This window comes from Microbacterium terrisoli (assembly GCF_030866805.1).
Lineage (GTDB): Bacteria > Actinomycetota > Actinomycetes > Actinomycetales > Microbacteriaceae > Microbacterium > Microbacterium terrisoli.
In genome coordinates this window covers 1,809,401-1,832,457 of sequence record NZ_CP133019.1, presented here as the reverse complement: position 1 = coordinate 1,832,457, position 23,057 = coordinate 1,809,401, and the positions used below count along the sequence as shown (strand labels likewise).

Annotated in this window: 21 protein-coding genes and 1 tRNA gene; 20 read left to right on the top strand and 2 right to left on the bottom strand. The window is 68.5% G+C overall.

Annotated features, from left to right (window positions below):
* Window positions 1–11 precede the first annotated feature (11 nt).
* From QU603_RS07840 to QU603_RS07760, 17 genes are all read left to right on the top strand, one after another.
* Window positions 12–932 (top strand): methionyl-tRNA formyltransferase, encoded by a 921-nt coding sequence (locus QU603_RS07840; RefSeq protein WP_308490842.1) that lies wholly within the window; start codon window positions 12–14, stop codon window positions 930–932.
* Complete coding sequence (locus QU603_RS07835) at window positions 929–2,296, top strand: RsmB/NOP family class I SAM-dependent RNA methyltransferase (RefSeq protein WP_308490841.1); 1,368 nt, start codon at window positions 929–931, stop codon at window positions 2,294–2,296. The genes QU603_RS07840 and QU603_RS07835 overlap by 4 nt, the downstream gene beginning before the upstream one ends.
* 57 nt (window positions 2,297–2,353) lie before the next feature.
* Window positions 2,354–3,028, top strand: coding sequence for a ribulose-phosphate 3-epimerase (gene rpe, locus QU603_RS07830; protein ID WP_308490840.1), 675 nt, complete (start codon window positions 2,354–2,356; stop codon window positions 3,026–3,028).
* Window positions 3,029–3,111: 83 nt separating this feature from the next.
* Window positions 3,112–3,375, top strand: a complete 264-nt coding sequence (locus QU603_RS07825; RefSeq protein ID WP_308490839.1) for a phosphoribosyl-ATP diphosphatase — start codon at window positions 3,112–3,114, stop codon at window positions 3,373–3,375.
* Window positions 3,376–3,430: 55 nt separating this feature from the next.
* A complete protein-coding gene (hisG, locus tag QU603_RS07820; RefSeq protein WP_308490838.1) occupies window positions 3,431–4,270 on the top strand; it encodes an ATP phosphoribosyltransferase in 840 nt (279 codons plus the stop codon).
* Window positions 4,270–5,082: an imidazole glycerol phosphate synthase subunit HisF gene (gene hisF / locus QU603_RS07815; RefSeq protein WP_308490837.1), complete on the top strand. Its 813-nt coding sequence runs from the start codon at window positions 4,270–4,272 to the stop codon at window positions 5,080–5,082. The genes hisG and hisF overlap by 1 nt, the downstream gene beginning before the upstream one ends.
* A complete protein-coding gene (hisI, locus tag QU603_RS07810; protein ID WP_308490836.1) occupies window positions 5,079–5,438 on the top strand; it encodes a phosphoribosyl-AMP cyclohydrolase in 360 nt (119 codons plus the stop codon). Before hisF ends, hisI begins: the two co-directional genes overlap by 4 nt.
* Window positions 5,435–6,034, top strand: coding sequence for a Trp biosynthesis-associated membrane protein (locus tag QU603_RS07805; protein ID WP_308490835.1), 600 nt, complete (start codon window positions 5,435–5,437; stop codon window positions 6,032–6,034). Before hisI ends, QU603_RS07805 begins: the two co-directional genes overlap by 4 nt.
* Before the next feature lie 48 nt (window positions 6,035–6,082).
* Complete coding sequence (locus tag QU603_RS07800) at window positions 6,083–6,313, top strand: DUF6704 family protein (RefSeq protein ID WP_308490834.1); 231 nt, start codon at window positions 6,083–6,085, stop codon at window positions 6,311–6,313.
* Between the two features lie 2 nt (window positions 6,314–6,315).
* Entirely contained in the window at window positions 6,316–7,113 is a 798-nt protein-coding gene (gene trpC / locus QU603_RS07795; RefSeq protein WP_308490833.1) for an indole-3-glycerol phosphate synthase TrpC, read from the top strand.
* Window positions 7,113–8,321 (top strand): tryptophan synthase subunit beta, encoded by a 1,209-nt coding sequence (gene trpB / locus QU603_RS07790; protein WP_308490832.1) that lies wholly within the window; start codon window positions 7,113–7,115, stop codon window positions 8,319–8,321. The genes trpC and trpB overlap by 1 nt, the downstream gene beginning before the upstream one ends.
* A 19-nt stretch (window positions 8,322–8,340) precedes the next feature.
* Window positions 8,341–9,126: a tryptophan synthase subunit alpha gene (gene trpA, locus QU603_RS07785; protein ID WP_308490831.1), complete on the top strand. Its 786-nt coding sequence runs from the start codon at window positions 8,341–8,343 to the stop codon at window positions 9,124–9,126.
* Window positions 9,127–9,136: 10 nt separating this feature from the next.
* Complete coding sequence (gene lgt / locus QU603_RS07780; protein WP_308490830.1) at window positions 9,137–10,129, top strand: prolipoprotein diacylglyceryl transferase; 993 nt, start codon at window positions 9,137–9,139, stop codon at window positions 10,127–10,129.
* A gap of 70 nt (window positions 10,130–10,199) precedes the next feature.
* Window positions 10,200–14,774 carry a glutamate synthase large subunit gene (gene gltB / locus QU603_RS07775; RefSeq protein WP_308490829.1) on the top strand — a complete coding sequence of 1,525 codons (4,575 nt, stop codon included), beginning with the start codon at window positions 10,200–10,202 and terminating at the stop codon, window positions 14,772–14,774.
* Window positions 14,767–16,233, top strand: a complete 1,467-nt coding sequence (locus QU603_RS07770) for a glutamate synthase subunit beta (RefSeq protein WP_308490828.1) — start codon at window positions 14,767–14,769, stop codon at window positions 16,231–16,233. The genes gltB and QU603_RS07770 overlap by 8 nt, the downstream gene beginning before the upstream one ends.
* An 87-nt stretch (window positions 16,234–16,320) precedes the next feature.
* Window positions 16,321–17,769, top strand: a complete 1,449-nt coding sequence (gene pyk, locus QU603_RS07765) for a pyruvate kinase (protein WP_308490827.1) — start codon at window positions 16,321–16,323, stop codon at window positions 17,767–17,769.
* A gap of 150 nt (window positions 17,770–17,919) precedes the next feature.
* On the top strand, window positions 17,920–18,315 hold the full coding sequence (locus QU603_RS07760; protein ID WP_308490826.1) for a hypothetical protein: 396 nt from the start codon (window positions 17,920–17,922) through the stop codon (window positions 18,313–18,315).
* Window positions 18,316–18,650: 335 nt separating this feature from the next.
* Here QU603_RS07760 and QU603_RS07755 read toward each other — a convergent pair.
* Window positions 18,651–18,733 (bottom strand) — tRNA-Leu (locus QU603_RS07755).
* Window positions 18,734–18,788: 55 nt separating this feature from the next.
* On the opposite strand from QU603_RS07755, the gene QU603_RS07750 reads away from it, so the two are divergent.
* On the top strand, window positions 18,789–19,409 hold the full coding sequence (locus QU603_RS07750; RefSeq protein WP_308490825.1) for an ANTAR domain-containing response regulator: 621 nt from the start codon (window positions 18,789–18,791) through the stop codon (window positions 19,407–19,409).
* A gap of 85 nt (window positions 19,410–19,494) precedes the next feature.
* On the top strand, window positions 19,495–19,878 hold the full coding sequence (locus tag QU603_RS07745; RefSeq protein ID WP_308493901.1) for a hypothetical protein: 384 nt from the start codon (window positions 19,495–19,497) through the stop codon (window positions 19,876–19,878).
* 10 nt (window positions 19,879–19,888) lie between these two features.
* Here QU603_RS07745 and QU603_RS07740 read toward each other — a convergent pair whose 3' ends face one another.
* Window positions 19,889–20,332: a hotdog fold thioesterase gene (locus QU603_RS07740; RefSeq protein WP_308493900.1), complete on the bottom strand. Its 444-nt coding sequence runs from the start codon at window positions 20,330–20,332 to the stop codon at window positions 19,889–19,891.
* Between the two features lie 58 nt (window positions 20,333–20,390).
* Here QU603_RS07740 and polA point away from each other — a divergent pair, with 58 nt between their 5' ends.
* Window positions 20,391–23,021 carry a DNA polymerase I gene (gene polA, locus QU603_RS07735; protein WP_308493899.1) on the top strand — a complete coding sequence of 877 codons (2,631 nt, stop codon included), beginning with the start codon at window positions 20,391–20,393 and terminating at the stop codon, window positions 23,019–23,021.
* The last annotated feature ends 36 nt before the right edge of the window (window positions 23,022–23,057 follow it).

Genomic DNA, 23,057 nt, shown 5'->3' with positions numbered 1-23,057 from the left:
ACGAGGAGAGAATGCGCGTCGTCTTCGCAGGAACCCCTGCCGCCGCCGTCCCGTCGCTGCAGCGGCTCGCGGCATCCGGCCACGACATCGTCCTGGTGGTCACCCGACCGGATGCGCCGCTCGGACGCAAGCGCATCCTGACGCCGTCTCCGGTCGCGCAGGCGGCCGCCGACCTCGATCTGCCGATCATGAAGGCGGCGCGCCTGGATGACGATGCCACCGAGACGATCCTGGCGGCGGCGCCGGATCTCGGTGTGATCGTGGCCTACGGCGGCCTGGTGCGTGAACCGCTGCTGAGCGGCCCTGTGCACGGCTGGGTCAATCTGCACTTCTCCCTGCTGCCGCGCTGGCGGGGCGCGGCACCTGTTCAGCATGCGCTCATCGCCGGCGACGCGACCACCGGCGCCGGCGTCTTCCAGCTGCAGACCGGGCTGGACACCGGTGAGATCCTCGGCGAGCTGCGCTACGACATCCCGCCGCTTGCGACCGCAGGCGATGTGCTGGATGCGCTGGCCCACCGCGGGGCGTACCTGCTCGAAGACGTCGTGACCGCCGTCGGCGGGGGAACGAGCACCGCGCGGCCCCAGACCGGCGAGCCCACTCCGGCCCCGAAACTCACCCTCGGCGACGCGCTCCTGCGGTGGGACGAGCCTGCCGAGCGCGTGCTGGCACGCTGGCAGGGCACGACGCCCGAACCGGGGGCGTACACGACGATCGACGGCGCGCGGCTGAAGGTGCTCGCCGCCGCCCCGGCCGACACCGAGCTGCGGCTGACGCCCGGACGGTTCGGACAGGACGGCGAACGCGTGCTGGTGGGAACGGCGACCGAGCCGATCGCGCTGGAGCGCGTGCAGCCGGCAGGGCGACCCGCCATGGATGCCGCGGACTGGTGGCGCGGGTTGCGCGTGGACGAACCGGTGGCCGGTTCGTGAGCGCACCCTCGGCGCGCGAGGTCGCCTTCGAGACGGTCCGTGCCGTCCATGCCGACGATGCCTATGCGAACCTGCTGCTGCCGAAGCTCATCGCCCGCGCCGGCCTCTCGACGGCCGACAGCGCCCTGGCCACCGAACTCGCCTACGGCACGCTGCGCCGCCAGGGCACGTATGACGCGGTGATCGCCGCGGCCGCCGACCGCGCCACCGACCGCATCGACCCCGTCGTGCTGGACGCTTTGCGGGTCGGCGTGCACCAGTTGCTGTCCACGCGCATAGCCTCGCACGCCGCTGTCAACGAGACCGTGGAGATCGTGAGAGGCGCGGCAGGCAGGCCCGCCGCAGGATTTGCCAACGCGGTGCTGCGCCGGGTGTCCCGCGACACCCCCGGCGACTGGATGGCCCGCGTGGAATCCTCCGCACGTTCTGACGACGAGCGACTCGCACTGCACGCGGCGCACCCCGTGTGGGTGATCCGGGCGCTGCGCCGGGCACTTGCCGCCGAGGGCCGCGTCGATGAGCTGGATGCGCTGCTGGCGGCCGACAACGCGGCACCGCGCGTCATGATGGCCGCCCTTCCGGGACTCGCCGACGTCCCTGAGGGTCATACCGCAGCCCTCTATTCGCCGTTCGGGTTCCTGGCAGGCTCGGGCGACCCCGGGCCGCTTGTGCGCTCGTCGGGCGGGCGGCTGCGAGTACAGGACGAGGGGTCGCAGCTTGCGGCCCTCGCGCTGACCCGCGCCCGTCCGGTCGCCGACGGCGAACGCTGGCTCGATCTGTGCGCGGGCCCCGGCGGCAAGACGGCGATCCTCGCCGCCGAAGCGCTCGCACACGGCGCCCGGCTCGAGGCGAACGAACTCGTGCCCGCCCGCGCTCGACTGGTGCGACACGCCCTGGCCGGGGTGCCGGGCGAGATCCCGGTCAGCGAAGCCGACGGACGCGAGCGCGCAGCATCCTCGCCCGGCGCCTACGACCGCATCCTCGTGGACGCACCGTGCACCGGCCTGGGCGCTCTGCGACGCCGGCCCGAGGCGCGGTGGCGCAAGGCACCCGGCGACGTCCCCGCCCTGTCCGCCCTGCAGACCGAACTGCTCGACGCCGCGATCGCGGCCTTGGCGCCAGGCGGCATCGTCGCGTACGTCACGTGCTCACCGCACCTCGCCGAGACCGCGGCGGTGGTCGGTGACGTCCTGCACAGGCACGGCGACGCCGTCGCGCAGCTCGATGCGCGCGCCGTCGTACAGGATGTCGCCCTGCGCCCCATCGATCTGGCCGTTCCCACCGACGGGTCGGGCCGCGCGCAGCTGTGGCCGCACCGTCACGGCACGGACGCGATGTCGATCACGCTGCTGCAGCGTCGCTGAGCGCGGGCCGAGGCGTCGCGCAGGCGGACGCCGACACGCACCGCGATAATAGGGGACGTGCCCCACACCGCCGCGCCGCGCATCAACCCCAGCATCCTCGCCGCCGACTTCGTCAACATGCAGCGCGACCTCGAACGCATCCGCACCGCCGACTTCGTCCACGTCGATGTCATGGACAACCATTTTGTTCCGAACCTGACGTTCGGGCCGCAGATGGTCGAGCGCATCCAGCAGACCAGTCCCATCCCGCTGGATGTGCACCTGATGATCGATGATCCGGACCGATGGGCGCCCGGGTACGCCGAACAGGGGGCGGCATCGGTCACCTTCCACCTCGAAGCGGCAAACGAGCCTGTCTCCCTGGCGCGCCGGCTGCGCGCCATCGGGGCCCGCGCCGGCGTCGCCGTCAAGCCCATGACACCCGTCGAGCCGCTGTTCGAGATCCTCGACGATGTCGATCAGATCCTCGTGATGACGGTCGAGCCCGGCTTCGGCGGGCAGTCGTTCATGCCCGAGACCATGCCGAAGCTGCGCCGGCTGACCGACGAGGCCCGCCGACGCGGTTCTGCGGTCTGGCTGCAGGTCGACGGCGGGATCTCCGCATCCACGATCGCGCAGGCCGCCGAAGCCGGGGCCGACACCTTCGTCGCGGGCTCGGCGGTGTTCGGCGCACAGGACCCCGCCACCGCCATCGCCTCACTGCGGCAGCTCGCAGCCACCCGCACGCACTGACGCGCGCCCGATTCGCCGCATTCGCCGGACGAGCATGAGTCACGCGGTGAGGACCTGCCCCGTGGATTCGATACCCTGGGAGGGTGAAGACGTTCGACTCTCTGTTCGTAGAGCTGTCCGCGAAGGCGGCTGACCGCCCCGACGGCTCGAAGACCGTCGCAGAGTTGGACGCCGGAATCCATGCCATCGGCAAGAAAGTCGTCGAAGAGGCCGCCGAGGTGTGGATGGCCGCCGAGTACGAGACGACGGATGCCGCGGCCGCCGAGATCTCGCAGCTGCTGTACCACCTCCAGGTCATGATGATCGCGAAGGGGCTGAGCCTGCAGGACGTGTACCGACATCTCTGACACCGGCCCCCGCCAGAATCCGCGCACCTCACAGCGCCCATCAGAGAGACACTCCATGCTGCGAATCGCCGTCCCCAACAAGGGATCCTTGGCTGAAACTGCCACCGAGATGCTCAGCGAGGCCGGTTACACCGGCCGCCGCGACACGAAAGACCTGCACGTGATCGACCCCGACAACGGGGTCGAGTTCTTCTACCTGCGCCCGCGCGACATCGCCACCTACGTCGGATCCGGTGCCTTGGATGTCGGGATCACCGGTCGCGACCTGCTGCTGGACGCCCGGGGACGGGCGCGAGAGATCGAATCGCTCGGCTTCGGCGAGTCCACCTTCCGCTTCGCCGGCCCTCCCGGCCGGTTCTCCGACGTCGCTGACCTGGACGGCGTGCGCGTGGCGACCTCGTACCCCGGCCTGGTCGACTCGTACCTGGACGCGCAGGGCATCGCTGTGGACCTCGTGCCGCTGGATGGGGCCGTGGAGTCCGCGGTCGATCTCGGCGTGGCCGACGCGGTGGCCGATGTGGTCTCCACCGGCACGACGCTGCGACAGGCGGGCCTGGAGGTGTTCGGACCGGTCATGCTGCAGTCGGAGGCGGTGGTGATCGCCGGGCCTCACGACGCCGACGGCACCGAGACACTGCTGCGACGCCTGCGCGGTGTCATGGTGGCCCGTCGCTACGTGCTCATCGACTACGACCTGCCCGCCGCGCTCGTCGACCAGGCCGTCGCATTGGCCCCGGGCATCGAGTCGCCCACGATCTCGCCCCTGCGCGACCCCGAGTGGGTCGCCGTGCGCGTCATGAGTCTGCGAAAGACCGTCAACCAGGTGATGGACGGTCTCTACGCCCTGGGCGCGCGGGCGATCCTGGTCACCGCGATCGACGCCGCGAGGCTCTGATGACGCTCGCGACCCGTGTCATCCCGTGCCTGGACGTCGCCGCCGGCCGGGTCGTGAAGGGTGTGAATTTCCAGAATCTGCGCGACATGGGCGACCCTGTGCAGCTGGCCGAGCTGTACTTCGTCCAGGGCGCTGATGAGATCACCTTCCTGGATGTCACGGCCACCGTCGATGATCGCTCCACGACATACGACGTGGTCCGCCAGACCGCTGAGAAGGTTTTCATCCCGCTGACCGTCGGCGGGGGAGTGCGCACGGTGGACGATGTTGCGCGACTGCTGGCCGTGGGCGCCGACAAGGTCGGCGTCAACTCCGCCGCGATCGCACGGCCCCAGCTGATCGATGAGATCGCAGACCGATTCGGTGCACAGGTGCTCGTGCTGAGCCTGGACGTCAAGCGCTCCGACGTCGCCGATTCCGGGTTCGTGGTCACCACTCACGGCGGACGGGTGGAGACGACGCTGGATGCTCTGGTGTGGGCGCGCGAGGCGATCGAGCGGGGAGCCGGCGAACTGCTGGTGAACTCCATCGACGCCGACGGCACGAAGAATGGCTTCGACCTCGAGTTGATTGCCCTGATGCGCGAGATCTCGTCGGCGCCGGTCATCGCGTCCGGCGGTGCAGGCGCGGTGGAGCACTTCGCCCCGGCCGTGCACGCAGGAGCGGATGCGGTGCTGGCAGCCTCGGTGTTCCACTCGGGTCAGCTCGCGATCGCCGACGTCAAAGCCGCACTGGCCGCCGACGGCGTCCCCGTGCGCCGCACGCCATACACCGCGCCGCAGGCGGCGCACACGGAAGGAAGCACCTCATGACCGGCTCCGTCGACGAGCGCATCGCGCGCGTCGCGTTCAACGACCAAGGCCTCGTGCCGGCCGTCATCCAGCAGTGGGACACGCGGGAAGTGCTGATGTTGGGTTGGATGGATGCCGAAGCCCTGCGTCGAACGCTCACCGAGGGGCGCGTGACCTTCTGGTCGCGCTCGCGCGGCGAGTACTGGCGCAAGGGCGACACCTCCGGACACATCCAGCTCGTCCGCGGCGCGCGCCTGGACTGCGACGGCGACACCGTGCTGATCAGCGTCCAGCAGGTCGGGGCTGCGTGCCACACCGGTGACCGCACCTGCTTCGACGCCGACGACCTGGAGCCGGTGTCCGGGGGCCGCCCGTGATCGCGCGCGCCCGCCAGCTCTCGGTCGTGGTGATCGTGCTGTGCGGCGCGGTCGGTGTGATGTCGTCGACCCAGGTCTGGTTGCACGTGCGCCTGACCGGTGCCGCCGCTCACGATCTCACCGTCAACGGTGCTGTTGCCATTCCCGTGCTCGCACCACTGGGTCTGGCCGTCCTCGCGCTGGGCGTGGCTCTGTCCATCGTCGGCCTCGTGCTGCGCTATGTGTTCGGCGTGATCGCGCTGGCCATCGGCGTGGCACAGGCGTTCCTGGCGGCGCAGGTCGCCTTCGAACACCCGACGTCGGCGGTGGCACGCACAGTGACCGACGCGACCGGCATCACCGGCGATGCGGCGGTGGCCGCGCTCGTCGACACCGTCACCACCACGATGTGGCCGGCCATCACGATCGCCGTCTGGGTCATCCTGTGCGCGGCTGCGGTGTTCGTCCTGGTCACCGCGCGCCGGTGGCAGGCCACCGGCCGCAAGTACCGCACGGATGCGGCACCGCGGGCGAGTGCGGGACCGCTGGACGCCGTCGATTCGTGGGACGAGCTTTCACGCGGCGACGATCCGACCCGCGACGACGACCCCCGCTAGACTTGCCCGCAGGGCGTGGATCGTCGCGCCCGACTACGAAGGAGCCCCATGAGCAACCCCATCGCCGATCCCGGCCACGGACACTCGCCGGCCGCCTGGACCGCCGTGATCATCATGCTGGTCGCATTCGCCATCGGCACCGGTGCATTCTTCTTCGATGTGCCGTGGCTGGTATGGACATGCATCGTCCTTATGGTCATCGGGATCATCGTCGGGTACGCCCTGCGCCGCGCGGGGTACGGCGTCAACGGCCCGAAGTACGTCTCCAAAGAGCATTGAGCATGCTCGCCGACCTCATGGCCGGCGCGGTGGAGGATGCGGCGCAGCGGCGCCTCGAGCGGCCCCTCGCCGACATCGAGAAGGCCGCGCTGGCACAGCCCTCCGCCCGCGCCGCGCTTGCGGCGCTCGCTCCCGCCGACCGGGTCAAGATCATCGCCGAGGTCAAGCGCGCCAGTCCGTCCCGCGGGGATCTGGCGAGGATCCCCGACCCCGCGCACCAGGCCGGCCTCTACGAGCAGGGCGGTGCCTCGGCGATCTCGGTGCTGACCGAGGGGCGGCGGTTCAAGGGCAGCATCGCAGATCTCGAAGCCGTCAAATCCGCCGTGTCGCTGCCCGTTCTGCGCAAGGACTTCATCGCGAATGAGTACCAGGTGCTCGAAGCGCGTGCCGCCGGCGCCGATCTGGTGCTGCTGATCGTCGCCGCGCTCGACCAGCAGGTGCTGCGCTCCCTGCACGCGCTGATCGGTGAGCTGGGCATGACCGCGCTCGTGGAGACCCACTCCGCCGACGAGATCGAGCGGGCCGCCGACATCGGGGCTCGGCTGATCGGTGTCAATGCCCGCAACCTGGCGACCTTCGAGCTTGACCGCGACCTGTTCGCCCGACTGGTCGGCCGCATTCCGGTCGGCGCGGTCAAGGTGGCCGAGTCCGCCGTGCACACCCCGGCCGATGTCGCGCATTATCGCGATGCCGGTGCGGACGTGGTGCTCATCGGCGAGGCGCTGGTGACCGGCGACCCCGTCGCAACGCTGCGATCGTTCCTGGGCGCGAGCCCGGCCGTCCAGACAGGAGAGCTGTGATGAGTCTGCGGGACGCCCACGGACCGTTCTTCGGCGAATTCGGCGGGCGCTACATGCCCGAATCGCTGATCGCGGCAATCGACGAGCTGACCGAGGTGTACGAGCACGCTGTGGCCGATCCCGCCTTCTGGGCGGAGCTGACGGGCCTGCTGCAGTCGTATGCGGGCCGCCCCTCGCCGATCACCGAGGTGCCACGTTTCGCACAGCACGCGGGCGGTGCGCGCATCTTCCTCAAACGAGAAGACCTCAACCACACCGGGTCGCACAAGATCAACAACGTGCTCGGCCAGGCCCTGCTGACCAAACGCCTGGGCAAGACGCGGGTGATCGCTGAGACCGGCGCCGGGCAGCACGGCGTGGCCACCGCGACGGCCGCCGCACTGTTCGGGTTCGACTGCACGATCTACATGGGCGAGGTCGACACGCACCGTCAGGCGCTGAACGTGGCTCGGATGCGACTGCTGGGAGCCGAGGTGATCCCGGTCACGACGGGGTCGCGCACCCTGAAAGACGCGATCAACGACGCGTACCGCGACTGGGTGGCCAGCGTCGAGACGACGAACTACATCTTCGGCACCGCGGCCGGGCCCCACCCGTTTCCGGCGATGGTGCGCGATTTCCAGAAGGTCATCGGCGAAGAGGCGCGCTCTCAGCTGCTGGGCGAGGTCGGCCGGCTGCCTGACGCGGTCATCGCCTGCGTGGGCGGCGGCTCCAACGCGATCGGGATGTTCGACGCCTTCCTCGACGACGACGGTGTCGCCCTCTACGGCGTCGAAGCCGCCGGTGACGGCGTGGACACCGAGCGGCACGCGGCATCCATCGAACGCGGGCGGCCCGGCGTGCTGCACGGGGCGAAGACCTTCGTCCTGCAGGATGCCGACGGTCAGACGATCGAATCGCATTCGATCTCGGCGGGTCTGGACTATCCCGGTGTCGGGCCCGAGCATGCGTGGCTCGCATCGATCGGCCGCGCCTCCTACATTCCGGCGACCGACGACGAGGCCATGCAGGCGCTGCGTCTGCTGAGCGAGACTGAAGGCATCATCCCCGCCATCGAATCCGCACACGCCCTCGCCGGAGCTCTGCGCATCGGCCGTGAGCTCGGCCCGGATGCGCTCATCGCGGTGAGCCTCAGCGGGCGCGGCGACAAGGACATGGACACGGCCGCGCGGTACTTCGGCCTCTACGACGAAGGAGTGACGGGTTGAGCGAGCAGGAGACGGCGGCATGACGTCGCGCATCGCCGAGGCCATCGACGCCGCTCACGCCACCGGCAACGGCGTGTTCATCGGGTATCTGCCGCTCGGCTACCCCGACCTGCGCACCAGTGTCGAGGCCGCCGTCACGCTCGCCGAGAACGGCGCCCACATCCTCGAACTCGGCCCGCCGTACTCCGACCCGGTGATGGACGGCACCGTCATCCAAGAAGCCGCGAACGCGTCGCTGCAGGCAGGCTTCACGATCCACGACCTGTTTCCCGCCGTGCGCGAGATCACACAGCGCACGGGTGTGCCCGTCCTGGTGATGATCTACTGGAACCTCGTGCTGCAGTACGGGGTCGACCGGTTCGCCGACGATCTGGCCGCCGCCGGGGGAGCGGGCCTGATCACGCCCGACATCACCCCCGATTCCGCACCTGAATGGATCGCCGCCAGCCGCCGCACCGGCCTTGACCGTGTGTTCCTCGCTGCGCCGACATCCACCGACGCCCGGCTCGACCTGATCGTGCGCAACACGACCGGCTTCGTGTACACGGTCTCCACGATGGGCATCACGGGGGAGCGGGCGAAGGTGGATGCGGCATCCCGCACCCTCGCGGGGCGCCTGCGTGCGCACGGAGCCGAACGGCTCTGCGTCGGCATCGGCATCTCCAACGCCGACCAGGTCGCCAGCGTGCTCGGGTACGCCGACGGCGCCATCGTGGGCACCGCCCTGGTGCGATCGCTGCGAGACCACGGCCTGGCGGGCCTTGCCGAGACGGCCCGTGCGTTGGCCGCCGGTACGCGACGTTAGACTCGTACTCATGACGTTTGCCCCCGCCAGCGCGATCAACGGCGTGCTCGCCAGCATCCCGAGCCCCTCCGTCAGCTATTTCGACATCGGCCCGCTGCGCATCCACTTCTACGCTCTGTGCATCATCGCCGGCATCATCGTCGCGACGCTGCTGACCAACCACCGGCTCACCAAACGCGGCGCGGAACCCTGGGTCGTCATCGACATCGCCCTGATCGCTGTGCCCCTTGCGATCATCTTCGCCCGTGTGTATCACGTGCTCACACACTGGTCGTTCTACTTCGGCCCGGGCCGCGATCCACTTTCGGCGCTGTACATCTGGGAGGGCGGCATCGCCATCTACGGCGCCCTGATCGGCGGTGCCATCGGCGCGCTGCTCGGCTGCCGCTGGACGGGCATCAAGTTCTGGAGCTTCGCCGACGCGCTGGCGCCGGGCCTGATCATCGCTCAGGCGATGGGACGCCTGGGCAACTACTTCAACCACGAGCTGTTCGGACTGCCCACGACACTGCCGTGGGGACTTCAGATCGAGTCCACGAACCCGGCGTTCCCCGCAGGCCTCGCCCCGGGCACGCTGTTCCACCCCACCTTCCTCTACGAGATGATCTGGAACCTGCTGGGTGCGGCCGTCCTGCTGTGGGTGGGCAACCGACTTCGGCTGCAGTGGGGCCGCCTGTTCGGCCTGTACCTCATCTGGTACAGCGCCGGGCGCATCGTCTGGGAATCGATCCGCATCGATCCCAGCGACGTGTTCCTCGGTTTGCGCACGAACGTGTGGGCCGCGATCTTCGGAGTGATCGTCGGCGTCATCATCATGATCGTCCAGAAGCGTCGGCATCCGGGCTTCGAAGCATCGCCATATCGACTCGGACGCGAATGGAGGGGTTCCGGGGCTGTACAATCGCAGGACACCCCGGATTACGTCGACGTGAGTGAGCCTCCCACCGACGATTCCGCGGCCGACGTCACAAGCGCCGAGCCCGCACCCGCTGCTGCCAGATAGTCCTCGCCGCAGCGGCACCCCTCCCGCTGGGCCGACGTCGTCCCGCACCGAACTCGTGAGGACGACAGCCATGTCATCGACCCTTCGATCGGAAGTCCCGGGCGGCGTTCTGCCGCCGCAGCAGGGACTGTACAACCCCGCGTTCGAGAAGGACGCGTGCGGACTGGCCATGGTGGCCACCCTTCGGGGCGAGCCCGGGCATGACATCATCGAGCTCGCACTGACGGCGCTGCGCAATCTCGAGCATCGCGGTGCGGTCGGCTCGGATGCCGGGACCGGCGACGGCGCCGGCATCCTGACGCAGATGCCTGACGCGTTCCTGCGCGCCGTCACCTCGTTCCCGCTGCCGCCCGTCGGCGAGTATGCGGCCGGAACGGCGTTCCTGTCCCGTAACGACAACGAGCGCGCAGCGCAGAAGAGCAACCTCGAGCAGCTTGCCGCCGACGAGGGTCTCGTCGTGCTCGGCTGGCGCGAGGTGCCCGTCGACGACACGCACGTCGGCAAGCTGGCGCTTCAGGCGCGTCCCGCCTTCGAGCAGCTGTTCCTGTCGCGCCCGGCGATCGGCGGTGCGCCGGCGCTTTCCGGACTCGACCTCGACCGTCGCGTCTACCGGATGCGCAAGCGCGCCCAGCACGAGCTGGGCGCGTATTTCGTCTCGCTGTCTTCTCGGACCCTCGGCTACAAGGGCATGGTGACCACGCTCCAACTCGAGCCCTTCTACCCCGATCTGCAGGACGAGCGATTCGCCTCCGAGCTGGCCGTCGTGCACTCCCGGTACTCCACCAACACGTTCCCGTCCTGGTCGCTGGCCCAGCCGCTGCGCATGGTCGCCCACAACGGCGAGATCAACACCATCGGCGGCAACCGCAACTGGATGCGTGCGCGCCAGTCACAGCTGGCATCCGACCTGGTCGGCGACCTCGCACCGCTGCTGCCCATCTGCACCGACGGCGGCAGCGACTCGGCGTCGTTCGACGAGGTCCTCGAGATGCTGACGCTCACCGGGCGCAGCCTGCCGCATTCGATGCTGATGATGGTGCCCGAGGCCTACGAGAACCGCACGGACCTCGATCCCGACCTGCGCGCGTTCTACGACTACCACGCGCTGCAGATGGAACCGTGGGACGGGCCGGCCGCACTGATCGCCACCGACGGCTCGCTCGTGTGCGCCACGCTCGACCGCAACGGACTGCGGCCCGGCCGGTGGACGGTGACAACCGACGGTCTGGTGATCGTGGCCAGCGAGACCGGAGTTCTCGAGATCGCCGATGAGCGCATCCAGCAGCGGGGACGGCTTCGTCCCGGACGCATGTTCGTGGTCGACACCGCGGAGCACAGAATCGTCACCGACGAGGAGGTGAAGGGCGAGTTGGCACAGCTGCACCCGTGGGGTCTGTGGCTGCGGCAGAAGCTCGAGCTTTCCGAGCTGCCCGAGCGCGAGCACATCACGCACCCGATCACCTCGATCACGCGCCGTCAGCGCACGTTCGGGTACACCGAAGAGGAGATCTCGACGCTGCTGCTGCCGATGGGCCAGCACGGCGCCGAGCCGATCGGAGCGATGGGCACCGACACTCCCATCGCCGCGCTCAGCGAACGCCCGCGGCTGCTGTTCGACTACTTCACGCAGCAGTTCGCGCAGGTCACCAACCCTCCGCTGGACTCGATCCGCGAGGCCGTGGTCACGAGTCTGCGCTGCGGCATCGGCCCCGAACGCAATCTGCTGTCCTGGGGCCCGGATCACGCCCGGCAGGTCACGATCGACTTCCCGGTGCTCGACAACGACGAACTGGCAAAGCTCCAGAACATCGAGCGGACGATGCCCGGCCGCAAATCGGTGACCGTGCACGGCTTGTACCACTTCGATGCGGGCCCCGGCACCATGAGAGAGCGGCTGGCACAGGTGTGCGCAGAGGTGGATGCCGCGATCGAGGCGGGTGCGGAGTTCATCATCCTGTCCGACCGCGATTCGGACAAGGACCTCGTCCCCATCCCGTCGCTGCTGCTGGTCTCGGCTGTGCACCATCACCTGATCCGCAACGAGAACCGCATGAAGGTGGGCCTGATCGTCGAGGCCGGCGACGTGCGCGAAGTGCACCATGTCGCATGCCTGCTCGGCTACGGCGCATCGGCGGTGAACCCGTATCTGGCCATGGAGACCGTCGAGTACCTCGTGCGCAACGGCGACATCACCGGACTGTCTCGTGAAGAGGCGGTCGACAACGTGATCCACGCGCTCGGCAAGGGCGTGCTGAAGATCATGTCGAAGATGGGGATCTCCACGGTCGCCTCGTACAGCGGCGCCCAGGTGTTCGAGGCGATCGGGCTCGGCCAGGAGCTGATCGACGAGTTCTTCACCGGGACGATCTCGGCACTGGGTGGCATCGGACTGGAAGACGTCGAGGCCGAGAACCAGGTGCGTCACGACTTCGCCTACCCGCCGGACGACGCTGCGCGCGTGCACGAGCGGCTGTGGACCGGCGGCGAGTACCAGTGGCGCCGCAACGGCCCGCCGCACCTGTTCAACCCCGAGACCGTCTTCCGGCTGCAGCATTCCACCCGCACCCGGCGCTTCGACATCTTCCGGGATTACACGCACCGCGTGGACGACCAGTCCGCAGAGTTGAAGACGCTGCGCGGGATGTTCGCCCTGCGCACCGGCGTCCACGAGCCCGTTCCGCTGGACGAGGTCGAGCCGGTCAGCGAGATCGTGAAGCGGTTCGCGACCGGTGCGATGAGTTACGGGTCCATCTCGCGTGAGGCGCACGAGACCCTCGCGATCGCGATGAACTCGATCGGCGGCAAGTCGAACACGGGTGAGGGCGGCGAAGACGTCGAGCGACTGCTGGACCCGCGCACCCGCAGCGCCATCAAGCAGGTGGCCTCGGGCAGGTTCGGCGTGACGAGCCTGTATCTCACGTCCGCGGACGACATCCAGATCAAGCTCGCGCAGGGTGCCAAGCCCGGCGAGGGCGGCCAACTGCCGCCCGAGAAGGTGTACCCGTGGATCGCGCGCACGCGCCACGCCACGGCCGGCGTCGGATTGATCTCACCGCCCCCGCACCACGACATCTACTCCATCGAGGACCTCAAGCAGCTGATCTTCGACCTCAAGCACGCCAGCCCCGCCGCGCGGGTGCACGTCAAGCTGGTCAGCCAATCCGGGATCGGCGCCGTGGCGGCAGGCTGCGCGAAGGCGCAGGCCGACGTCATCCTCGTCTCAGGACACGACGGGGGCACTGGCGCGAGCCCGCTGAACTCGCTCAAGCACGCGGGTACCCCGTGGGAGCTGGGCTTGGCCGAGACGCAGCAGACGCTGATGCTCAACGGTCTGCGCGACCGGGTGGTGGTGCAGGCCGACGGGCAGCTCAAGACCGGCCGCGATGTGATCGTGGCGGCGCTGCTGGGCGCTGAGGAGTTCGGGTTCGCCACCGCGCCGCTCGTGGTCTCGGGATGCATCATGATGCGCAAGTGCCACCTGAACACGTGCCCGGTGGGCGTGGCCACCCAGGACCCGCTGCTGCGCGACCGGTTCACCGGCCAGGCCGAGCACGTCGTGACGTTCATGCAATTCATCGCCGAGGAGGTGCGCGAACACCTCGCATCCCTCGGCCTGCGCAGCATAGAAGAGGCCATCGGCCGACGCGACCTGCTGGAGACCTCCGATGCCATCGGGCACTTCAAGGCAGCCGGACTGGACCTGAGCCCCATCCTGGCCGGACCGGACCTGCCCGCTGACGCGCCACGTCGGCACCTGCGCGATCAGGACCACCGACTGGGCGAGCACTTCGACGTCAGCGTGATCGCCGAGGCCCGGGATGTCATCGACACCGGCGGCACCATCCGCCTGGTCCGCGACATCCGCAACACCGACCGCGCGGTGGGGACGCTGCTGGGCCACCATGTCACCAAGGCACGGGGCGAGCACGGACTGCCCGCGGGATCCATACACCTGGAGCTCACCGGCTCGGCCGGCCAGTCCCTGGGTGCGTTCATGCCCTCGGGCATCACGCTGGACTTGGTCGGCGACGCGAACGACTACGTCGCAAAGGGCCTGTCGGGCGGTCAGATCATCATCCGACCGCCACACGGGTCACGCTTCACCGCTTCGCAGAACGTCATCGCGGGCAACGTGATCGGGTACGGCGCCACCAGCGGAAGCCTGTTCGTCCGCGGCGTCGTGGGAGAGCGGTTCCTGGTGCGCAACTCCGGTGCGACGGCCGTGGTCGAGGGCGTGGGCGATCATGCGCTGGAGTACATGACCGGCGGCTGTGCGGTCATCCTCGGGCGCACCGGTCGCAACATCGGCGCGGGCATGTCGGGCGGCACCGCGTACATCTACGATCTGAACGACGCAGACGTCAACTCGCTGGCGCGCGAGTCCGGTTCGCTGCTGGTGGGCCCGCTGGGCTCGGCGGATGCCGCGATCCTGCGTGATCTGCTCGAGCAGCACTGCCGGCTGACCGGATCGGTGCTGGCGGCGTCGATCCTGGCCGACTTCAGCGCTCACCTCGACCGGTTCACCCGGCTGGTGCCGCGCGACTACTCCGCGGTGCTGGAAGTGCGGCAGAACGCCGTCGACGAAGGCCTGGACCCCGACGGCGATGCCGTCTGGAATCGCATCCTGGAGGTGACCCGTGGCTGACCCGAGGGGATTCCTCAAGCTGACGTATCGTGAGCAGCCGCCGCGCCGCCCGGTCCCGGTGCGGATCATGGACTTCGACGAGGTGTACGAACCGACCGACACCGAGATGGTGCGCCGACAGGCGTCGCGGTGCATGGACTGCGGCGTGCCGTTCTGCCACACGGGGTGTCCGTTGGGCAACCTGATCCCGGAATGGAACGACCTGACCAGCCGCAACCGCTGGCAGGCCGCCAGCGAGCGTCTGCACGCGACGAACAATTTCCCGGAGCTGACCGGCAGGCTGTGCCCTGCACCCTGTGAGAACGCGTGCGTGCTGGGCATCAACCAGCCCGCTGTCACGATCAAGCGCATCGAGCAGACCATCGCCGACGAGGCTTTCCGCAACGGCTGGGTGAAGCCTCAGCCGCCGGGTCGTCTGACCGGGCGCACCGTGGCGATCGTCGGGTCGGGCCCGGCAGGACTGGCCGCCGCCCAGCAGCTGACGCGCGCCGGGCACACGGTGGCGGTGTTCGAGCGCGATGACCGCATCGGCGGCCTGCTGCGCTACGGCATCCCCGATTTCAAGCTCGAGAAGGCCGTGCTCGAACTGCGGCTGGAGCAGCTGCGCGCGGAAGGCACGATCTTCCGCACCGGCGTCGAGATCGGCCGCGACATCACCTGGGAGCAGCTGCGCGCCCGGTATGACGCCGTGGTCGTGGCCACCGGCGCGACAGTGCCGCGTGACCTGCCCATCCCCGGACGCGAGGCTGCCGGCATCCACTACGCGATGGACTACCTCGTGCAGTCCAACAAGGCCGTCGCCGGCGACGAGGTGCCCGGGCAGATCACCGCCGAGGGCAAGCACGTCATCGTGATCGGCGGCGGCGACACCGGGTCGGACTGCATCGGCACGGCACACCGTCAGGGTGCGCTCAGCGTCACGAACCTCGCGATCGGCAAGCGACCCGCCGACGAGCGGCCGGCGCACCAGCCCTGGCCCATGGTGCCCACGGTGTTCGAGGTGCAGCCGTCCCACGAGGAGGGGGGCGACCGCAGCTACCTGGCCAGCACCGTCGAGTTCCTCACCGATGACGACGGCCACGTGCGTGCGCTGAAGGTCGCCGAGACGCAGTATGTCGACGGTGCCCGAGTGCCCGCCCCCGGAACCGAGCGGGAGATCCCCGCCGATCTGGTGCTGCTGGCCCTCGGCTTCCGCGGAAGCGAGCGGGAGCAGCTCGAAGAGCAGATCGACGTCGCTTTCACCCGACTGGGCGGCGTCAAGCGCACCCCCGACTTCCAGACCACGCAGCCCGGCGTCTTCGTCGCCGGCGACGCGGGGCGCGGCCAGTCCCTGATCGTGTGGGCGATCGCCGAGGGCCGCGCTGCGGCCGCGAACGTCGACGAGTACTTGATGGGGCACACCGCACTGGAGACCTTCATCCAGCCTGGCGATGTCGCGATCAGCCTGGAGCCCGCGTAGGCTGGCGGCGGCTCACCCATTCCTGTCAACACCGTCAGGCGGCACAGCATCTGCCCTGACATCACACAACCCGGAGTACTGCTCGGTATGAGACGCGCGAAAATCGTCGCAACGCTCGGGCCCGCCACTTCGACGTACGAGATGGTCCGTGCCATCATCGACGCCGGCGTGGATGTGGCGCGATTCAACCTGAGTCACGGTGACTACACCGTGCACGAGGCCAACTTCGCCAATGTGCGCAAGTCCGCCGACGACGCGCACCGCGCGGTGGCGATCCTCGTCGATCTGCAGGGCCCGAAGATCCGGCTCGGCAAGTTCGCCGACGGCCCGCACGAGCTCGCCACCGGTGACGTGTTCAAGATCACGACCGAAGACATCCTCGGCACGAAGGACATCTGCGGTACGACCTTCAAAGGCCTGCCGCAGGATGTGAAGCCGGGCGACCAGCTGCTGATCGACGACGGCAAGGTGCGCGTCGAGGTCGAAAGCACCGACGGCACGGTGGTCACGACCCGTGTGGTGGTCGGCGGGGCGGTCTCGAACAACAAGGGCATCAACCTGCCCGGGGTGGCCGTGAACGTTCCCGCCCTGAGCGAGAAGGACGAGGCCGACCTGCGGTGGGGTCTGCGCATCGGCGCCGACCTCATCGCGCTCTCGTTCGTACGCGACGCGGACGATGTGAAGCGCGTCCACGAGATCATGGCCGAGGAGAAGCGCCGCGTGCCGGTGATCGCCAAGATCGAGAAGCCGCAGGCGGTCGACAACCTCGAGGCCATCATCGATGCCTTCGACGGCATCATGGTCGCCCGCGGTGATCTGGGTGTGGAGCTGCCGCTGGAGGCGGTGCCGATCGTGCAGAAGCGGGCCGTCGAACTGGCCCGCCGCATGGCAAAGCCGGTGATCGTGGCCACGCAGATGCTCGAGTCGATGATCAGCAACCCCGTCCCCACGCGCGCTGAGACCAGCGACGTGGCCAACGCCGTCCTGGACGGCGCTGACGCGGTGATGCTCTCGGGCGAGACCAGCGTGGGGGAGTACCCCGTCGTCGTCGTCGAGACGATGGCCCGCATCGTCGCATCGACCGAGGACCACGGCCTGGAGCGTATCCTGCCGCTGGGCACGAAGCCGAGGACGCAGGGCGGAGCGATCACGGCAGCAGCGCTCGAGGTCGCCGAGTTCCTCGACGCGAAGTACTTGTGCATCTTCACCGAGTCGGGCGACACCGCCCGCCGCATGTCGCGGCTGCGGCCCAAGATGCCGATGATCGCCTTCACCCCGGTCCCGGAGATCCGGCGACGGATGGCCCTGACCTGGGGCATCCACTCGGCGCTCGTGGAGCACGTGGACCACACCGACCTGATGTTCCATCAGGTGGACGACTATCTGCTCGATCACACGCTCGCCGATGTCGGCGACAAGGTGGTCGTGGTGTCCGGCTCCCCACCCGGAATCGTCGGTTCGACCAACGACATCCGCATCCACCAGGTCGGCGATGCCGTGCACGGCAATGCGCCCGTGTACCGCAACCACCACTAGTCGTACCCGGATCGGAAGAAGCGGGATGCCTCGGCCGAGGCATCCCGCTTCTGTCGTGTACAGCGGTGCCGCGCCGGTCCTCATCCGCTCGGACGCCTACCGGTCGGCCACCGACGGGAAGTGACCCAGGGGTCCGGTATGGTCATGGCCATGCCCGCCGCGCTCGCCCTGACCGTCATCCTCGGCGCCCTGTCGATCTTCCAGCTCGCGCTGGCTCTGGGAGCCCCGCTTGGACGGTACGCGTGGGGCGGCCAGCATCGGGTGCTGCCTGTCCGGCTCCGCATCGGCAGCGCCATCTCGATCCTGCTGTACGGGCTCATGGCCGGGATCGCCTGGGACCGTGCCGGGGTGCTGAGCGTGCTCGACGACACGGTGTCCCGAGTGGCGATGTGGGTCGTGTTCGGGTACCTCGCCCTCGGCATCGTCATGAACGCGATCTCGCGCAGCAAACCCGAACGCAACACCATGACCCCCACCTCCGTCGTCCTGGCTGTCCTCGCCATGCTCGTCGCGATCGGCCACGGACAGATGGCCACCGCGATCTGAGCACGGTGCGACTGCGACCCGACACCGCGGACCACTGGGGAGCGGCACCCGGTCAGCGACGAGCCAGGATGCGTGCGTGTGCGGCAGGTCGTGCACGCGGGGGACTTTCCGATCCGGGTGACGGCGGCGGGCTGCTTCCACCGGGACCCGACCCGGCTGGTCCACCCCATGTCCGGCTTCGCCTTCGGCGTCTCGAAGAGTACCAGCTGGCTGGCTTGACGCGCACGCCACCGCCGAGAGTGTTTAGCGACACGCGTGGACTTCGGGCGGCCGGATGCCCGCATTGTCGCTGACGACCCCTTGAAAGCGCTGGGATCGCAGGCGAGCGAAAATCGTGCCGGTGGTGGGAGTCGAACCCACACGCCCTTGCGGGCAACCGATTTTGAGTCGGTCGCGTCTGCCATTCCGCCACACCGGCGCACGTCGGCGTGCAGGAAGCGCGCCGAGCATCGACGATACCGTAGGATTCTAGGGTGACTGAGCAGGAACAGAACAATGGGTCCGCATCTTCCGCACCGCGACGGGTCGTGGTGGCCGAAGACGAATCACTGATTCGTCTCGACATCGTCGAGATCCTGCGCGACAACGGCTTCGACGTCGTCGGCGAAGCAGGTGATGGAGAGACCGCAGTCCAGCTGGCCACCGACCTTCGCCCCGACCTCGTGGTCATGGACGTCAAGATGCCGCAGTTGGACGGCATCTCGGCCGCTGAGAAGCTCAGCAAGAACCACATCGCCCCGGTGGTGCTCCTGACGGCGTTCAGCCAGAAGGAGCTGGTCGAGCGGGCGAGCGAAGCCGGCGCGCTGGCCTATGTCGTCAAGCCCTTCACCCCGAACGACCTGCTGCCCGCGATCGAGATCGCGCTCGCGCGCTACGAGCAGATCATCACGCTCGAAGCCGAGGTGCAGGACATGGTCGAGCGCTTCGAGACCCGCAAGCTGGTCGACCGCGCGAAGGGTCTGCTCAACGAGAAGATGGGCCTGACCGAGCCCGAAGCCTTCCGTTGGATCCAGAAGGCTTCGATGGACCGCCGACTGACGATGCAGGATGTCGCGAAGGCGATCATCGAGCAGCTCGCCCCGAAGAAGGCTTGACGTTGAAGCTCACCTCGAAGTGAGTTCTCCACAGTTTCCGGATCCGCCCTCTGCGGCAGAGGGTGGGCAGCGTAGGGTCGAGGACATGCCGATGTCAGACGCCGCCATGGAACGCAAGGTCGACCAGCTCGACAATGACGTGCAGGCGATCTACGAGATGATCGCCTCGATCGACGGCACGCTGCGACGGCACCACAACCGGTTGGACGAGATCAGCGCTCAACTGATGGGCGTGAACGAAAGGCTCGACGGCCACGATCAGCGGTTCGACGCCGTCGATAAGCGGTTCGACGCCGTCGACAAGCGGTTCGACGCCGTCGACAAGCGGTTCGACGCCGTCGATGCACGGTTCGACGCCGTCGATGCACGGTTCGACGCCGTCGATGCACGGTTCGACGCCGTCGATGCACGGTTCGACGCCGTCGATGCGAAGCTCGATCGCGTCCTGGAGCAGTTGGCGCGCGACTGAAGCGCGCACGTCAGGCGCGGGGCAGGTCTTTGATCATGTTCGTGATGCGCACGGTCGAGCAGCGCCGCCCCTGATCGTCGCTGATGACGATCTCGTGCACGGTCATGCTGCGTCCGAGATGGATCGGCGTGCACACCGCCGTGACCAGGCCCGAGCTGGCCGACCGCGTGTGCGTGGCGTTGACGTCGACACCGACGGCCAACCGCCCCGGCCCTGCGTGGAGGTTGGCCGCCATCGACCCCAACGACTCCGCCAGCACGACATATGCCCCGCCGTGCATCAGCCCGACCGGCTGCGTGTTGCCTTCGACGGGCATCGTCGCAACGCATCGTTCGAGTGAGAATTCGAGCCACTCCAGCCCCATCTTCGCCGCCAGCGCGCCGACACCGCGAGCCTTCGCCCATTCAATCCCGCGCAGCTGTCCTGTGGTCTCGGCAGAGAACTCGTGTGCCATCGCTCGCCTTCGCATCGGGCCCGGAGGGGATGTCCGCAGGCCTGACTAGGCTGACAGGGTGACGGACTCCGCAAAGCCTACCCTTCTGATCGTCGACGGCCATTCGCTGGCGTATCGCGCATTCTACGCGCTCCCGGTCGAGAACTTCTCGACGAAGGACGGGCAGCACACCAACGGCATCTACGGCTTCCTGTCGATGTTCGTGAACCTCATCAAGGCCGAGCAGCCCACCCACATGGCCGTCGCGTTCGACACATCCCGCGTCTCCTTCCGCACCCGCGAGTACCCGGACTACAAGGCGACCAGGTCTGAGAGTCCCGCCGAGTTCCGCGGCCAGATTCCGCTGCTGCAGGAGTGCCTTGCGGCCATGAACGTCACCGTCATCTCGAAAGAAGGCATCGAAGCCGACGACATCCTGGCGACGCTGTCGACGCAGGGCGTCGCCGAAGGCTACGACGTGCTGGTCTGCTCGGGTGACCGAGACAGCATCCAGCTGGTCAGCGACCAGGTGACGCTGCTGTATCCGAGTGTGCAGGGGGTCTCGCAGCTCAAGCGCTATGACCCGGCCGCGGTGCGCGAGCGCTACGGCGTGGAGCCTGCGCAGTACCCCGACATCGCGGCCCTCGTCGGCGAGACCAGCGACAACCTGCCGGGCGTTCCCAAGGTGGGCGAGAAGACCGCCGTCAAATGGCTCACGCAATTCGGGTCGCTGGACGCACTGCTGGACGGCGCCGACCAGATCAAGGGTGTGGTGGGGGGAAACCTGCGCGAGCACCTCGACGACGTGCGGCGCAACCGACGCCTGAACCGCCTGCTCCGTGACGTCGAGCTTCCGGTCGTCCCCGCCGACCTCGCGGTCAAGCCGATCGACGCCCAGGCTGTGCGCGACATCTTCTCGCGGCTCGAATTCCGCACTCTGCTGCCGCGCGTGTTCGAGGCGACCGGCGCCACCGATGACGGTGCTGACGAAGCACCCGTCGCCGTCGCTCCCGAGGCGGTGCAGCTGTCGGCCGATGAGCTCAGCGCCTGGCTGACGGCAGCCACCGGTGAAGTCGGGGTCACCGTCACGATCGAGTCCGGCCGGCCGCACCGCATCGGCGTGGCGAGACAGGATGCCGCGGCAGAGGCGACCTGGTCCGACGAGGTGGGCGCGGCCATCGGGCAGTGGCTGGCCTCAGACGCGCCGAAGGTGTTCAGCGATGCCAAGCCGCAGGTGAAGGCGCTGCGCCGCGCGGGCGCGCAGGTGGCGGGCCTCGCCTATGACGTGCTGATCGCCGGCTGGCTTGCGCGCCCGAGCTTCCCCGACAAGAGCCTCGGCCATCTGGTGGAGCGCTTCCTCGGCGAGAAGCTGCCCGAGGCAGACCCGAGCCAACTCGTGCCTGAGCACGACGGCGCGACTCCGGGGCAGCTGTCGTGGTTCGCTCTGCGGGTCGCTGAGGCGCAGCGCGAACGTCTGCCGGAGCGTGTGGCGTCGGTGCTCACCGACATCGAGCTGCCGACGTTGATGGCTTTGGCCGACATGGAGTTGGCGGGCGTGGCCGTGTCACATACGAAGCTCAGCACCTTCTCCGACGAACTCGGCGCCCGAGCCGACCAGATCGCACAAGACGCCTTCGCGGCGATCGGCCGTGAGGTCAACCTCGGCTCGCCCAAGCAGCTGCAAGAGGTGCTGTTCGACGAACTCGAGCTGCCCAAGACCCGCAAGACGAAGACGGGGTACTCGACTGACGCGGGCGCACTGGTGACGCTGCAAGAGACGCATCCGCATCCGTTCCTGGACCTGCTCCTGCAGCATCGTGAGGCCACGAAGCTGCGCCAGATCATCGAATCCCTCGACGGCGCGATCGACGACCATCGCATCCACACCACATACGTGCAGACCGGCAGCCAGACCGGGCGCCTCTCCAGCACCGACCCGAATCTGCAGAACATCCCCATCCGCACTGATGAGAGCCACCGCATCCGTGCGGCGTTCGAAGTGGGCGAAGGCTACGAGACGCTGCTGACCGCCGACTACTCGCAGATCGAGATGCGCATCATGGCGCACCTCTCTGAGGACCCCGGCCTGATCGAAGCGTTCAATACCGGCGAAGACCTGCACCGGTTCGTCGGCAGCCGCGTGTTCGGCGTCGAGCCCGCAGAGGTGACGCCGTTCATGCGCACGAAGGTCAAAGCCATGTCGTACGGCCTGGTGTACGGGCTGAGCGCGTTCGGCCTGTCCAAGCAGCTGCGCATCGAGCAGTCCGAGGCCAAGCAGCTCATGACCGAATACTTCGCCCGGTTCGGTGCCGTGCGCGACTACCTGCGTGCATCGGTCGAGCAGGCGCGTGTCGATGGGTACACCGAGACGATCTTCGGTCGCCGACGGCCGTTCCCGGACCTGACGAGCCCGAACCGGGTGCTGCGCGAGAATGCCGAACGCGCAGCATTGAACGCACCGATCCAAGGCAGCGCCGCCGACATCATGAAGATCGCGCTGTTCCGCATCCACCGTGAGTTCCGCGACGAACGTCTCGCCTCGCGCATCCTGCTGCAGATCCACGACGAGCTCGTCGTCGAGGTCGCACCGGGGGAGTGGGATGCCGCACAGCGGATCGTCCGCGCGCGAATGGGCGACGCGGCCGCCCTCACCGTGCCGTTGGACGTGCAGATCGGCCGCGGAGCGAACTGGGACGAGGCCGGACACTGAGTCCCGCTTTGCCTGGGCCGCGGTTGCACGCCTAGG

Bases quoted from the DNA above. Each gene is read 5' to 3' on its own strand.
- QU603_RS07840 (WP_308490842.1), top strand. From the start codon at position 12: ATGCGCGTCGTCTTCGCAGGAACCCCTGCCGCCGCCGTCCCGTCGCTG.
- hisG (WP_308490838.1), top strand. From the start codon at position 3,431: ATGCTGCGAATCGCCGTCCCCAACAAGGGATCCTTGGCTGAAACTGCC.
- hisF (WP_308490837.1), top strand. From the start codon at position 4,270: ATGACGCTCGCGACCCGTGTCATCCCGTGCCTGGACGTCGCCGCCGGC.
- hisI (WP_308490836.1), top strand. From the start codon at position 5,079: ATGACCGGCTCCGTCGACGAGCGCATCGCGCGCGTCGCGTTCAACGAC.
- QU603_RS07800 (WP_308490834.1), top strand. From the start codon at position 6,083: ATGAGCAACCCCATCGCCGATCCCGGCCACGGACACTCGCCGGCCGCC.
- trpC (WP_308490833.1), top strand. From the start codon at position 6,316: ATGCTCGCCGACCTCATGGCCGGCGCGGTGGAGGATGCGGCGCAGCGG.
- trpB (WP_308490832.1), top strand. From the start codon at position 7,113: ATGAGTCTGCGGGACGCCCACGGACCGTTCTTCGGCGAATTCGGCGGG.
- trpA (WP_308490831.1), top strand. From the start codon at position 8,341: ATGACGTCGCGCATCGCCGAGGCCATCGACGCCGCTCACGCCACCGGC.
- lgt (WP_308490830.1), top strand. From the start codon at position 9,137: ATGACGTTTGCCCCCGCCAGCGCGATCAACGGCGTGCTCGCCAGCATC.
- gltB (WP_308490829.1), top strand. From the start codon at position 10,200: ATGTCATCGACCCTTCGATCGGAAGTCCCGGGCGGCGTTCTGCCGCCG.
- pyk (WP_308490827.1), top strand. From the start codon at position 16,321: ATGAGACGCGCGAAAATCGTCGCAACGCTCGGGCCCGCCACTTCGACG.
- QU603_RS07760 (WP_308490826.1), top strand. From the start codon at position 17,920: ATGCCCGCCGCGCTCGCCCTGACCGTCATCCTCGGCGCCCTGTCGATC.
- QU603_RS07745 (WP_308493901.1), top strand. From the start codon at position 19,495: ATGCCGATGTCAGACGCCGCCATGGAACGCAAGGTCGACCAGCTCGAC.
- QU603_RS07740 (WP_308493900.1), bottom strand. From the start codon at position 20,332: ATGGCACACGAGTTCTCTGCCGAGACCACAGGACAGCTGCGCGGGATT.